The following is a 12138-nucleotide window of genomic DNA, read 5'->3' on the forward strand; positions in this document are numbered from 1 at the left end:
GCGTCGTGGTGGGCGGGGTGCTGGGCCCGCCGCCGAACTCGACGTCGCTGCACAGGTAGTACGACTGGTCCAGGTGGCTGGCCTGCCAGATGGTGTAGACGATGTGCCGGCCGGTGCGGCCCGGCGCGTTGGCCGGGATCTGGATGGACACGCCTCCGCTCTCCCGGGTCCACTGGGACGCCGGCGTGTTGCCGATCTGGCCGACCAGTTCCAGGTCGCTCCAGGCCAGTGGCTTGGACAGGGCGTCGAAGCCCTGCCTGGTCACGTACACGCGGATGTAGTCGGCGCCGTGGCTGGCCTGGTCGAAGAGCCTGACCCGGAAGTTGTTCGACACCGACGTGGTCTTCCACGCGCCGACGGCGTCCAGCGCGTTGTAGCGTCCGCTGTTGCTGCGCCCGGCGCTGCACAGTTGACCGTCGGGGATGGCGCCCTGGTGGTTGCCGGCGACGCCCTCGCGGAACAGGCCGTTCCAGTTCCACATCGCGGCCGGCTCGGCCTGCCAGGCCTGCCAGCACATGGGGTCCTCGGTGGCCATCCGCGGGTTCAGGTGGTCGCTGCCCCAGCGTTGCCAGCAGCCGTAGTTGCGGGACGCGGGGTCGACCACCGAACCGTGCGCGGACGCGGGCCGGGCCAGGGCGGTGGCGAGCAGCATCGCGACGACCGCGCCGACGGCGAGCAACGCCGCCATCATCGGCAGGGGTCGTCTGCGGAGGAGCGTGGACAATGAAGCCTCCGGGGGTTTCGGATCGTTCGACGACGCCCGGACGGTCGGGAGTTGCCCCTCCCGAGTCCTGTTGGGTGGCTCCCGCGACGGCTCTGCTCCGCAGGTTTCCACAAAAAAGTGGTATCCGTCAATGTGTGGGGGGTTGGGTCGGACGTCGGCCGTCGCGGCGCATCGGCACGTGCGGGATGCCGTCCTCGACGTACTCCGGCCCGACGGGGGTGAAGCCGTACCGGGTGTAGAAGTCGGCCAGGTGGGACTGGGCCTCCAGCGCGCACGGCCGATCGCCGACCAGCCGCAGCGCCTCGGTCATCAGCCGGCTGGCGTACCCCGCGCCGCGCGCGGTCGCCGCGACCACCACGCGGCCGATCCGTGCCGAGCCGTCCGGGTCGGCCAGGATCCTCAGGTACGCCAGCACAGCGCCGTCGGCGGCTAGCCAGAGGTGCCGGGTGCCGTCCTCGACGTCCCGGCCGTCCAGTTCCGGGTACGGGCACGCCTGCTCCACCACGAACACGTCGACCCGCAGTCGGAGCAGGTCGTACAGGGTGCGGGCGTCCAGGTCGGCGAAGCTGGCGACCTGCGGGGTCGGCTGCGGCATGCCGCGATCGTAGGCGTCCGGGACCGGGACCGGGGCCGCGCAGCCGCCGGCCGAGCGGCTCTCCGCACCGGTTGCCGCCGCGCCGGACGGCGACGCGGCGGCCCTGGTCGAGGCGACCGGCTGGGCCTTGGCGTGTGGGGTGACCGGCCGGGTGGATCGGTGGCGGGCGGAATCGGCCTGGTGGACGAGGCGGGCCACAGCGTCGGCGGGCGCGCAACCCCGGAGCGGTCCGTCAGGCGGGGCGGGCGCCCACCGCGTCGCGGATCTCGGCGCCCCGCTCGTCCTCGCTGCGGGCGCAGTGCGCGCAGCAGAAGAACCGGCCGTCGACCTCGACCCCGTGGCCCAGGATCTTGACCTGGCAGTGCTCGCAGATCGGCGCCAGCTTGTGCGCCGCGCACTCGAAGCAGTCGAAGGTGTGCACCTCCCCGCTGACCGTGCGCACCTCGAACGCCATCCAGTAGTCGTTGCCGCAGACCGCGCAGGTAGCCACGTCGAACCCCCCGAATCAGGACATCTGCCATCAGCGTGCGGCAGGGGCGAGGCAGCCCGGGGCGAAATGCCGTGAGCCGATGCGGCCGGTCGGCGTTTCGCCCCCCGCGTGTCGCGCGTTGGGCCTGGTGGAACGCCTCTACCCCGGGAGGACTCGTGATCAAGCGGAACAGACTCTTCGGCAACCAGACCCGGGTCACCTTCTGCCTGCCCCGGGACGTGCCGCCCGGCGCCGTCAGCGTGGTGGGCTCGTTCAACGGCTGGGAACCCGGGCGGCACGAGCTGGTCGCCCGCCGCGACGGCACCCGTACGGTGACGGTGAAGCTCGGCCCGGGCCGGCACCGATTCCGTTACCTGGCCAGCGGAGGGGTCTGGCTCGACGACGAGTCCGCCGACCAGGTGGACGCCGACGGCAGCCTGCTGCTGCTCTGACTGTGCCGTGGCGGGGCCGGATCAGCCCTGCGCGGGCGCCAGCCGGATCGACACCGAGTTGACGCAGTGCCGGGTGTCCTTCGGGGTGAAGCCCTCGCCCTCGAAGACGTGCCCGAGGTGACTGTCGCAGCGGGCGCAGCGGATCTCGGTGCGGGTCATGCCCAGGGTGCGGTCGGGAATCTCCTTCACCGCACCCGGGATGGCGTCGTCGAAGCTCGGCCACCCGCAGTGCGAGTCGAACTTGTCGTCGCTGCGGAACAGCGCCGCCCCGCAGGCCCGGCAGTGGTAGACGCCGGGGGTCTTGGTGTCCACGTACTCGCCCGTCCACGGGGGCTCGGTGCCGGCCTCGCGCAGCACCCGGAACTCCTCGGGGCTCAACCGGACCCGCCACTCGTCCTCGGTGTGGGGCAACTCGTTGTCGTCAGGACTCACCCGTCAACGGTACGCCGCATGTCGCAGGTGTCGCATATGGTCGCGGAATGGGCAGCACGAAGGCATCGGTGACGGAGTTCGAGGTGGCCGGGCGCACCGTCCGGCTGACGAGCCCCGACCGGGTCATCTTCCCGCAGCGCGGCTTCACCAAGGCCGACGTCCTCGGCTACTACCTGGCCGTGGGCGACGGCATCCTGCGTGCCCTGCGCGACCGCCCCACCACGCTCCAGCGCTTCCCGGAGGGCGTCGAGGGGGAGATGTTCTTCCAGAAGCGGGTGCCCACCCGGGGCGTGCCGCCCTGGTTGCGTACCGCGAAGATCAGCTTCCCCAGCGGGCGCAGCGCCGACGAGCTCTGCCCGGCGGATCTGGCCCACGTCGCCTGGGCCGCCCAGATGGGCACCATCGTGTTCCATCCGTGGCCGGTGCGCGCCGCCGACGTCGACCGCCCCGACGAGCTGCGAATCGACCTCGACCCGCAGCCCGGCACCGACTTCGCCGACGCGGTGGCCGCCGCCGGCGAACTGCGGGCCCTCCTGGCCGAGCTGGGCGCGGTCGGCTGGCCGAAGACCTCGGGTGGCCGGGGCGTGCACGTCTACCTGCGCATCGCGCCCCAATGGACGTTCACCGAGGCGCGCCGGGCCACCATCGCGCTGGCCCGCGAGTTGGAACGCCGCCGCCCCGAGCTGGTCACCACCGCGTGGTGGAAGGAGGAACGCGGGCAGCGGGTCTTCGTCGACTACAACCAGATGGCCCGCGACCGCACCATCGCCTGCGCGTACTCGCTGCGGGCCAACGCCCGGGCCACCGTCTCCGCCCCGGTCACCTGGGACGAGCTGCCGGACGTCGACCCGGACGACTTCGACCTGCGTACCGTGCCGGCGCGGCTGGCCGAGCGGGGCGACCCGCACGCCGGCATCGACGACACCCCGTACGACGTCACCCCGCTGCTGGAGTGGGCCGACCGGGACGCCGCCGACGGCCAGGGTGACCTGCCGTACCCGCCGGACCACCCGAAGATGCCCGGCGAACCGAAGCGGGTCCAGCCCTCCAAGGACCGCGACCGCCCGCGCTGAACGGCGAGCTACTACCGCTGGGGGCTGCCAACGATCATGGGTTGGGTGGGAAGCGGCTGCCACACGGGCGGCTGATAACGATCACATAAACGCTGCGAACCTTTTCCCGCGCGCACCCCCTCTGTCTCGTCGTCGGCCCGACGGGGGCCACGGGGGAGGCGTCGGATGAAGCTGGTGTGGAGGCGGGCCCGCGCGGCGCGGGGGTTGCTGCTGGCCGCGGCGACCGCCGCGCTGGTAGCCGTCGTGCTGGTCACCGGGCTCTCCGACTACAGCCGGCAGGCGATCGAAGCCGGCCAGCGGGCCATGTTGGCCGCCGCGCCGGCCGCCGAGCGGAGCCTGCTGATCAGCGGCTCCGGCGGCCGGGACTCGGCCGAGTCCGCGGCCCGGGACGCGACGGTGCGCCGGTGGTTCGCCGACGGGCTGGGCGGGGCGGCGGTCACCGTGTCGACCGCCCGCCACGGCACCGGCCGGGAACTGACCGGCGACCTCGGCGCGGCCCGGACCGACGACGATCCGGTCTTCGCCGACCTGGCCACCCTCGACGGCCTGTCCACCCACGCCGACCTCGTCGCCGGCGGCTGGCCGACCGCCGGCGCCGACCCCGTCCAGGTCGCCGTCCCCGAACGGGTGGCCGGAACGCTGCGGCTCACCACCGGCACCCGGGTGCCGATGACCGACCGCCGCTCCGGTCAGCCCGCCGAGGTGGTGGTCGCCGGGGTGTTCCGGCCCCGCGACCCGGGCGCGGCGTACTGGCAGCTCGCCCCCGGCGCGGTCGGCACCGAGGAGGGCGACGGCAGCTCCTACGGGCCGTTCGCCCTCGACCCGGCCGACTTCACCCGCGCCTTCCCCGGCTCCACCTCGGTATCCTGGTTGGTCGAGCCGGACCTCGCCGGCGTCGCGCCGAGCCGGCTCCCGGCCGTCGAGCAGGCGGTGGCCGCCGCCGTGACGCGGGTGCCCGAGGAGGCGGGCCTCGGCTCGTCCGCGCAGAGCGTGACCGGGCTGGACCGGCTGATCGACCGGCTGGGCCGGGCCGACCTGGTGGGACGCTCCGCGCTGCTCACCCCGCTGCTGCTGATCGTGGTCCTCGGCGGCTACGCGCTGCTGCTGGTGGCCGCGCTGCTCAACGAGGACCGTCGCGGGCAGACCGCCCTGCTGCGCGCCCGGGGCGCCGCCCGAGGGCAGCTCGCCGGTCTCGCCGTACGGGAGGCGGGCCTGGTGGTGCTGCCGGCCGCGCTGCTCGCGCCGCCCCTGGCCGACCTGGCGTTACGTCGCGTCGGCGGCACAGACGGGCTGGCCGACCTGCGGCTGGCCGGCGGCGGTGCCGGTGCGGTCTGGACGGTCGCGCTCGCCGCCACCGTCGGTTGCCTGGTCGCCATGGTGATGCCGGCCCTGCGCCGGGCGGGCAGTTACGTCGCGGACATGGCGGCCCGGTCCCGCCCGACCCGGGCCGCCACCGTACAGCGGGCCGGCGTAGACCTGGCCCTGGTGCTGCTCGCCCTGCTCGCCTGGACCCAGTTGCGCCAGCACGCGTCGCCGCTGGCCGGGGCGGGCGGGCGGCTGGGCATCGACCCGCTGCTCGCCGTCGCCCCCACCCTCGGCGTGCTGGCCGGGGCGGTGCTCGCGCTGCGGCTGCTGCCGCCCGCCACCCGGGTCGCCGAGCGGCTCGTCGACCGCCGGCCCTGGACGGCCACCATGTTCGGCATGTGGCAGGCCGGGCGGCGCCCGCACGCCGGACCGGTGTTGCTGCTGGCGCTCGCGGTGGGCGCCAGCACCCTGGCCTGGTCGCTGGTGAGCACCTGGGAACGGTCACACACCGACCAGGCCGACCACTGGGTCGGCGCGGACCTGCGGGTGATCGAACGCAGCGGCGACGCGCCGGCCGACCGCGCCGGCCAACTGACCGGCGTACCGGGGGTGGCGCAGGTGCTGCCGGCGTGGCGGGACGAGGTGCGGCTGGGCCGCACCACCCTGCCCACCACCGTGCTGGCGCTGGACGCGGCGGCCACCGCCGACGTGGCCCGGATCGCCGACCGGCTGGGTGACGAACCACCGCGGGAGCTGCTCGACCGGATGGTGCGGGACCGACCCACCCCCGGCGGGGTCGCCCTCCCGGCCGGCGCCCGGCGGCTCACCGGCACCGTCCGCACGCCGGTCCGGAACCCGGTCTCCGCCCAGGCCATCCAGGTCGCAGCCCTGCTGACCCGTTCCGACGGGCTGGCCCTGCGGCTGCCGCTGGCCACCACCGACTCCGTCGAACCCCGGGCGGTCCGGTTCGCCGTGGCGCTGCCCGCCGGGTCGCCGTTGCGGCTGGCCGGCTTCGAACTCGACGCCGGAGACGCGGCGGCCCGCGGATACCGGCTCCAGGTGGACGACCTGCGTGTCGAGGACGCGGCCGGTGCCGCCCACCCGGTGGCGTTGACCGGTGGGTGGTCCCTGGTGGACACCCGGCGGGACGAACCGGCCGCGACGCGGGGCGTCACGGCCGGCGGTGTCGACATCGACGAACCGGTGGCGATCGTCGAGGGCGGGCGGTTCGCCAGTCAGCCCACCGTCCGCTTCGCGGTCGTCCCGGCCGGCCGGATCGACGCGGTGCCGGCACTGGTCACCCCGGCGGTGCTGGCCGCGCTCGACGCCCGCGTCGGGGACGTGGTGCCGCTCTCCCTGTCCGGCGCGTCCCTGCCCGTGCGGGTGGTCGGGGAACTGCGCGGGGTGCCGGGCGCCAGCGACACCGGGGGAGCGATGCTGATCGACCTGCCCACCGCCGTGGAGTGGCTGGTGCGGCAACGGGGCACCGTCCGGCCCGTGGCGGAGTGGTGGCTGCGGACCGACCCGGACCGGCACCCGGCCGCCGCGACCGCGGTGGGCGCCCTGCCCGACGTGACCGTGCTGGACCGGCGGGCCACCGCCGAGGCGGCGGCCCGGGACCCGTACTGGCGGGGGGCGCGAACCGGACTGCTCGCCGCCGCCCTCGGGTCGGTGCTGCTCGCCCTGGTCGGCCTCGCGGTGGACGTCTGGGCCACCGGCCGCCGCCGCATCGGTGAACTGGCCGTGCTGCACACCCTGGGGGCCGGGCCGCCGCTGCTGGCCCGTGCGTTGCTCGCCGAACAGACCTTCCTGGCCGGGATCGGCGTCGCGGTCGGCCTGCTCGTCGGGGCCGGCGTCGGCGCCACCATGGCACCGCTGGTGATCCTCACGCCGGCCGCCGGGCGGCCCGTGCCGGAGGCCGCCTTCACCGTGCCGTGGACGCCGATCGGGCTCACCGCGGTGGGGCTGCTGATGGCCGCCCTCGCGTGCAGCGCGGTGCTCACCACCGGCCTGCGGCAACGGGTCGCGGCGGTTCAGCTCCGGATCGGGGGAGAACGATGAGCGTGCTGGCGGTGGCGCGGCGGGTCCGCGCCCACGGCGGCCACTTCCTGCTCCTGGCGGTGCTGGCGCTGGTGACCGCGGTGCTGGTCACCGGGGTGCCCCGGGTGGCGGAACGGCTGGCCGGGCAGGGCCTGCGGGCGCAACTGGCCGACCTGCCCGGCGTCCAGCGGGACCTGCGCTACACGAGTACGGCCGACGGTCGGTCCTACGGGCCGGGGAGTTTCACCGACCCGCACCGGCGTGAGCTGGACGCGCTGGCGGCGGCGATGCCCGACGCGGTGCGGAAGGCGCTCGACGAACGGTGGTACACCGCCGACACCGCCTTCAGCCGGCTCACCGGTCCCGAACTCACCGGCGACAAGGGGCTGTTCGACCTGAGCCTGCGGACCACCACCGGGCTGACCGAGGCGGCCACCCTGGTCGAGGGCCGGTGGCCCGGGCAGGCGGCCGAGCGGGCGGCGACCGTGGAGGTCGTGCTGGCCGAGCCGGTGGCCCGCGCGCTCGGCGTACGTGCCGGCAGCCGGCTGCGCGCAGCCCTGCGCACACCCGGCGGCGACGAGTTCGCCGCCGCCGGAGTGGCGGTGGTCGGCGTGTTCCGCCCGACCGACCCGGCGGGCGGGATCTGGGACGCGCTTCCCTCGGCGCTGCGGCTCACCCCACCCGTGGGTGAGGGTGAGCCGTTCCAGCTGGTCGGACTGACCGACCCGGCGAGCCTCGACGACCGGGCGGCGGCCGGCTGGCCGGTCGTGGCCGCGTACCGGTACCGGCTGGACCCGGGACGGCTCGCCCCCGGGCGGCTCGACGAACTGGTGGCCGGTCTCGCCGAGGTGGAGCGCCGGACACCGGCCGGGCTGGAGTTCACCCAGGGCGTCGACGTTCCGTTGCGGCAGTACGCCGCCGCGCTCGCCGCCGCCCGTACCCTGCTCGCCGTCATCACGGCCGGGGTGCTCGCCACGCTCGCCGGGCTGACCGTGCTGGCCGCCCGACTGGCGGTACGTCGCCGCCGCGACGAGTACCTGCTGCTGCGCGCCCGTGGCGGCTCGGTCACCACCCTGCTGCGGCGCGGGCTGGCCGAGTCGGTCCTGGTGGTGCCGGCTGCCGCCGGGGCGGGCTGGCTGCTCGGCGGCCTCTTCCCCGCCGAGCGGTCCGCGGGTGGCACGCCCGCGGCGGCCGTCGGGCCGGCCGTGGTCGCCGCGGTGCTGGCCACGGTGGCGTTGCCGGCGATGGTGCTGGCCGACCGGCACGGCGGCAGCGGTCGGGGGGACCTGTCCCGGCTCGCCGGTGGCGCCGGCCGGCTGACCGTCGACGTCACCCTGGTCGGGCTGGCCGGGCTCGGCGCGTTCCTGTTGCGCCGGCGAGGGCTGGTCCTCGGCGGAGCGGTGGATCCGCTGCTGGTGTCGGTGCCGGTGCTGGTGGCGGTCGCCGCCGCGGTGCTGGCGCTGCGCGCGTACCCGTGGCCGTTGCGGTTGGCCAGCCGGTGGGCCTCACGGGCGCGGGGTGCGGTGGCGTTCCTCGGCACGGCCCGGGCGGCTCGGGCCGGGGCGGTCGCGCCGCTGGTGGTGGTCGTGCTGGCGATCGCCACCGCGGCGTTCTGCGCGGTGGTGGCCGGCGGCATCGAGCACGGCCGGGACCGGGCCGTGACCCGCGCGGTGCCGGCCGAGGCGGTGGTCGCCGGGGAGCGGTTCGCTCCGGACACGGCGGCGGCGCTGGCGGCCCTGCCCGGGGTCCGGGCGGTCAGTTCGGTGCTGGCCGAGCCGGGCCAGCGGCCGTACGCCGACGCCGACGGTCGTCCCGGCGGGGCCGGCGAGGCGTACGTGCTGCTGGTGGAGCCGGCGGGGTTCGCGGAGGTGGCGCGACGCTCGGGGCTCGACGTGGCCGTGCCGGAGGCGCTGCGCGGCGACCCGGCGGCCTCCCTGCCGGCGCTGGCGTCGCCGGAGGTCGCGGCCGCCCTCGGCGAGGCGGCGCTGGCCGACCGCGCGGGTCGCCGGCCCGGCTGGGTGGACGTGCAGGGCAACCGGTTGCCGTTCCGGATCGCCGCTACGGTGCCGCACTTCCCGTTGGTGCCGGCCGACACCGGCCGGTTCCTGGTGCTGCCCTGGCCGGCGTTGCCGGCCGACGGCCCGCATCCGCTGGCACCGACCGGCTTCCTGCTCGCCTCCGGCGGGCAGGTCGACCCGGCAGCGGTGGCCCGGGTCGCCGAGGAGGGGCAGGACCGGTACCAGCGCAGCGGTGTGGTGAGCGCGGGGCGGCGTCCGGTGCCGCCGACGGTGACCACCTGGACGGCGGAGCGGGACCGGCTCGGTGGCAGCGGCGTCAACGGCCTGCTGGTCTTCGGGTTCGTGACCGGCGCGTCGGGTGGCGGCGTGCTGGGCCTGCTGGCGCTGGCCTTCGCCGTGCTGGCCGGGGCGCGGGGACGCGCCCAGGTGCTGTCCCGGCTGCGCACCATGGGGCTGTCCCGCCGGCAGTGGCGGGGCCTGCTGCTGGTGGAACTGGTCCCGCTGGTGCTGGTGTCGGTGCTGACCGGGGCGGTGGTCGGCGCCCTGCTGCCGGTGCTGCTCAACCCGGTGCTGGGGTTGTCCGCGTTCACCGGCGGCGTGCCGGTGACCGTCCACTTCGCGCCCGGCCTGGTGGCCGGGGCGCTCGGGCTGGCGGTGCTGGCCCTCGCCTTCGCCCTCGCGGTCGAGGCCGTGAACAACCGCCGGATGCGCCTCGGTGAGGTGCTCCGGCTCGGAGAGGAGAGCTGAGATGACCGCGACCGCCGAGAGCGAGGGCGTGCCGGACCTGGCCGAGCTGCAACGGCGGGCCGCGCGGCGCGCCGCCGAGCGGGCCGGTGGGCGGGACCGCCTGCGCGGCCACATCGTCTGTGACGGCCTGGTCCGCATCTTCAAGAGCGAGGGCGTCGAGGTGGTCGCCCTCCAGGGGTTGGACCTGGTCATCGACCGGGGAGAGTTGGTGGCGATCGTCGGGGCGTCCGGCTCGGGGAAGTCGACGCTGCTGAACATCCTCTCCGGGCTGGACACCCCGACCGCCGGGATCGCCCGGGTGGCCGACTACGACCTGCTCACCCTGTCGCACCGGCGGCGGTTGAGCTACCGGCGGAAGGTGGTCGGCTTCGTCTGGCAGCAGACCGGCCGGAACCTGCTGCCGTACCTGACGGCGCGGGAGAACGTCGAGCTGCCGATGCGGTTGGCCGGCCGCGCCGGTGGGCGTCGGGCCCGGCGGACGCGGGCCGGGGAACTGCTGGAGACGGTCGGGGTGGGGCACTGCGCGGACCGCCGGCCCGGCCAGCTCAGCGGTGGTGAGCAGCAGCGGTGCGCGATCGCCGTGGCGGTGGCGAACGATCCGGAGGTGCTCTTCGCCGACGAGCCAACCGGCGAGCTGGACGAGGCCACCGGGGCGGAGGTGTTCGCGGCGCTGCGCGCCATCAACGCCGAGCTGGGCGTGACCGTCGTGGTGGTCACCCACGACCAGGCCGTGGCCACGCAGGTCCGCCGGACCGTCGCGATCCGCGACGGCCGAACCAGCTCAGAGGTACGCCGGACCGCGCGGATCGGCGCGGACGGCAGCGCCGAGCTGGTCAGCGAGGAGTACGCGGTACTCGACCGGGCCGGTCGCATGCAGCTGCCGGCGGCCTTCGTGGACGCCCTGTCGCTGCGCGACCGGGTCCGCCTCACCCTGGAACCGGACCACGTGCGGGTCCGCCCCGGCGAACGGAGTGACTCATGAGCGAGCGGATCACGGCCGGTCCGGCCGTTGACGAGGTGGTCTGCGTGCAGGGGGTGAGCCGGACCTTCGGCCGGGGCGCGCGGGCGGTGCGGGCGGTGCGGGACGTGTCGTTCCGGGCTGTTCGGGGAGAGTTGGTGGCGGTGCGGGGCCGCTCCGGCGCCGGCAAGACCACCCTGCTGAACCTCGTCGGCGGGCTGGACCGGCCGGACAGCGGCCGGGTGCGGGTGGCGGGGCACGACGTGACCGCCGCCAGCGAGGCCGAGCTACTGCGGTTGCGACGGGGCACGGTGGGGTTCGTGTTCCAGACGTTCGGGCTGGTGCCGATCCTGTCGGCGGCGGAGAACGTCGGGGTGCCGCTGCGCCTGGCCCGGGTGCCGGCGGCGCGGCGGGAGGAGCGGGTCGCGATGTTGCTGGAACTGGTCGGGCTGGGCGGGCACGCGGCGCAGCGGCCGTACGAGCTCTCCGGCGGGCAGCAGCAGCGCGTGGCGGTGGCCCGGGCGCTGGCGAACGAGCCGGACCTGCTGATCGCCGACGAGCCGACCGGTCAGCTCGACTCGGAGACCGGGCGTTCCATCATGGACCTGCTGCGCGCGGTGGTGCACGCACGGGGCATGACCGCGCTCGTCGCCACGCACGATCCGGCCCTGATCGAGCTGGCCGACCGTACCCTCACCCTCCGCGACGGCCACCTCCTCCCCGACTGACCCCGCCCCTCCGGCGTCGGTCACGACGTCGGCCGGTTCGTCCGTCCGGAGCGTGCCCACCCGATGCTGAACGACGGGGCTGTCGGGAAGGGGCTACAGGGAGAGTTTGAAGCCGTCGTGGGTGGGAGCGAAGCCGAGGGCGCGGTAGAAGCGGTGGGCGTCGGCGCGGGACTTGTCGCTGGTGAGCTGCACCAGGCCGCAGCCCCGCTGGCGGGCCTGGTCGACCGCCCACTCCATGAGCCGCCGGCCCAGCCCCTGCCCGCGCAGGTCGGAGCGGACCCGGACCGACTCGATCAGGGCCCGCTCGGCGCCGTGCCGGCCCAGCCCGGGAATGTAGGTGAGCTGTAGGCAGCCGATGAGTTCGCCGGCCCGTTCGGCGACGATCTGCTGGTTGCGTGGGTCGGCGGTGATGTCCGCGAACGCCCGCTCGTACGCCTCGTCCACGTCGGGGGTGTCGCGGGTGACGCCGAGCACGTCGTCGGCGAGCAGGGCGAGGATCGCCGGCAGGTCCGCCCGGACCGCCTCCCGGAAGATCAATTCGGTCATTGCCGGAGCCTGCCACATGGCGCAGGAGGAGCCGACGGCGCCCACCGGCGG

11 protein-coding genes are annotated in these 12138 nt (G+C 75.5%); 6 read left to right on the forward strand and 5 right to left on the reverse strand.

Annotated elements, in window-relative coordinates:
• From E1165_RS10185 to E1165_RS10195, 3 genes are all read right to left on the reverse strand, one after another.
• Positions 1 to 691 (reverse strand): lytic polysaccharide monooxygenase (locus E1165_RS10185; RefSeq protein WP_165945183.1); only part of this gene is annotated, 691 nt, incomplete at its 3' end.
• Positions 692 to 851: 160 nt separating this feature from the next.
• The gene (locus tag E1165_RS10190; protein ID WP_132390056.1) at positions 852 to 1319 is read right to left on the reverse strand and encodes a GNAT family N-acetyltransferase; all 468 of its coding nucleotides are present in this window, start codon (positions 1317 to 1319) and stop codon (positions 852 to 854) included.
• A gap of 232 nt (positions 1320 to 1551) precedes the next feature.
• Complete coding sequence (locus E1165_RS10195; RefSeq protein WP_132390059.1) at positions 1552 to 1809, reverse strand: Prokaryotic metallothionein; 258 nt, start codon at positions 1807 to 1809, stop codon at positions 1552 to 1554.
• A gap of 155 nt (positions 1810 to 1964) precedes the next feature.
• On the opposite strand from E1165_RS10195, the gene E1165_RS10200 reads away from it, so the two are divergent.
• Entirely contained in the window at positions 1965 to 2240 is a 276-nt protein-coding gene (locus tag E1165_RS10200; protein ID WP_132390062.1) for an isoamylase early set domain-containing protein, read from the forward strand.
• A gap of 21 nt (positions 2241 to 2261) precedes the next feature.
• Here E1165_RS10200 and msrB read toward each other — a convergent pair whose 3' ends face one another.
• On the reverse strand, positions 2262 to 2672 hold the full coding sequence (gene msrB, locus E1165_RS10205) for a peptide-methionine (R)-S-oxide reductase MsrB (RefSeq protein ID WP_132390064.1): 411 nt from the start codon (positions 2670 to 2672) through the stop codon (positions 2262 to 2264).
• A gap of 47 nt (positions 2673 to 2719) precedes the next feature.
• Here msrB and ligD point away from each other — a divergent pair, with 47 nt between their 5' ends.
• The 5 genes from ligD to E1165_RS10230 all read left to right on the forward strand — a co-directional run bounded on the left by ligD (position 2720) and on the right by E1165_RS10230 (position 11541).
• Positions 2720 to 3745: a non-homologous end-joining DNA ligase gene (ligD, locus tag E1165_RS10210; RefSeq protein WP_132390066.1), complete on the forward strand. Its 1026-nt coding sequence runs from the start codon at positions 2720 to 2722 to the stop codon at positions 3743 to 3745.
• Between the two features lie 165 nt (positions 3746 to 3910).
• On the forward strand, positions 3911 to 7111 hold the full coding sequence (locus E1165_RS10215; RefSeq protein ID WP_132390068.1) for an FtsX-like permease family protein: 3201 nt from the start codon (positions 3911 to 3913) through the stop codon (positions 7109 to 7111).
• Positions 7108 to 9855 carry an FtsX-like permease family protein gene (locus E1165_RS10220; protein ID WP_132390071.1) on the forward strand — a complete coding sequence of 916 codons (2748 nt, stop codon included), beginning with the start codon at positions 7108 to 7110 and terminating at the stop codon, positions 9853 to 9855. The genes E1165_RS10215 and E1165_RS10220 overlap by 4 nt, the downstream gene beginning before the upstream one ends.
• A gap of 1 nt (position 9856) precedes the next feature.
• Positions 9857 to 10837 carry an ABC transporter ATP-binding protein gene (locus tag E1165_RS10225; protein WP_132390073.1) on the forward strand — a complete coding sequence of 327 codons (981 nt, stop codon included), beginning with the start codon at positions 9857 to 9859 and terminating at the stop codon, positions 10835 to 10837.
• Positions 10834 to 11541 carry an ABC transporter ATP-binding protein gene (locus E1165_RS10230; RefSeq protein ID WP_132390076.1) on the forward strand — a complete coding sequence of 236 codons (708 nt, stop codon included), beginning with the start codon at positions 10834 to 10836 and terminating at the stop codon, positions 11539 to 11541. The genes E1165_RS10225 and E1165_RS10230 overlap by 4 nt, the downstream gene beginning before the upstream one ends.
• Positions 11542 to 11634: 93 nt before the next feature.
• On the opposite strand, the gene E1165_RS10235 is transcribed toward E1165_RS10230, so the two are convergent.
• Entirely contained in the window at positions 11635 to 12087 is a 453-nt protein-coding gene (locus E1165_RS10235) for a GNAT family N-acetyltransferase (RefSeq protein ID WP_132390079.1), read from the reverse strand.
• Between the last annotated feature and the right edge of the window lie 51 nt (positions 12088 to 12138).

It is taken from the genome of Micromonospora sp. KC723, assembly GCF_004348595.1.
Classification (GTDB): Bacteria; Actinomycetota; Actinomycetes; order Mycobacteriales; family Micromonosporaceae; genus Micromonospora.

Coding starts and splice junctions, on each gene's coding strand:
- E1165_RS10215 (WP_132390068.1), top strand. CDS start 3,911: ATGAAGCTGGTGTGGAGGCGGGCCCGCGCGGCGCGGGGGTTGCTGCTG.
- E1165_RS10225 (WP_132390073.1), top strand. CDS start 9,857: ATGACCGCGACCGCCGAGAGCGAGGGCGTGCCGGACCTGGCCGAGCTG.
- ligD (WP_132390066.1), top strand. CDS start 2,720: ATGGGCAGCACGAAGGCATCGGTGACGGAGTTCGAGGTGGCCGGGCGC.
- E1165_RS10235 (WP_132390079.1), bottom strand. CDS start 12,087: ATGACCGAATTGATCTTCCGGGAGGCGGTCCGGGCGGACCTGCCGGCG.
- E1165_RS10190 (WP_132390056.1), bottom strand. CDS start 1,319: ATGCCGCAGCCGACCCCGCAGGTCGCCAGCTTCGCCGACCTGGACGCC.
- E1165_RS10220 (WP_132390071.1), top strand. CDS start 7,108: ATGAGCGTGCTGGCGGTGGCGCGGCGGGTCCGCGCCCACGGCGGCCAC.
- E1165_RS10230 (WP_132390076.1), top strand. CDS start 10,834: ATGAGCGAGCGGATCACGGCCGGTCCGGCCGTTGACGAGGTGGTCTGC.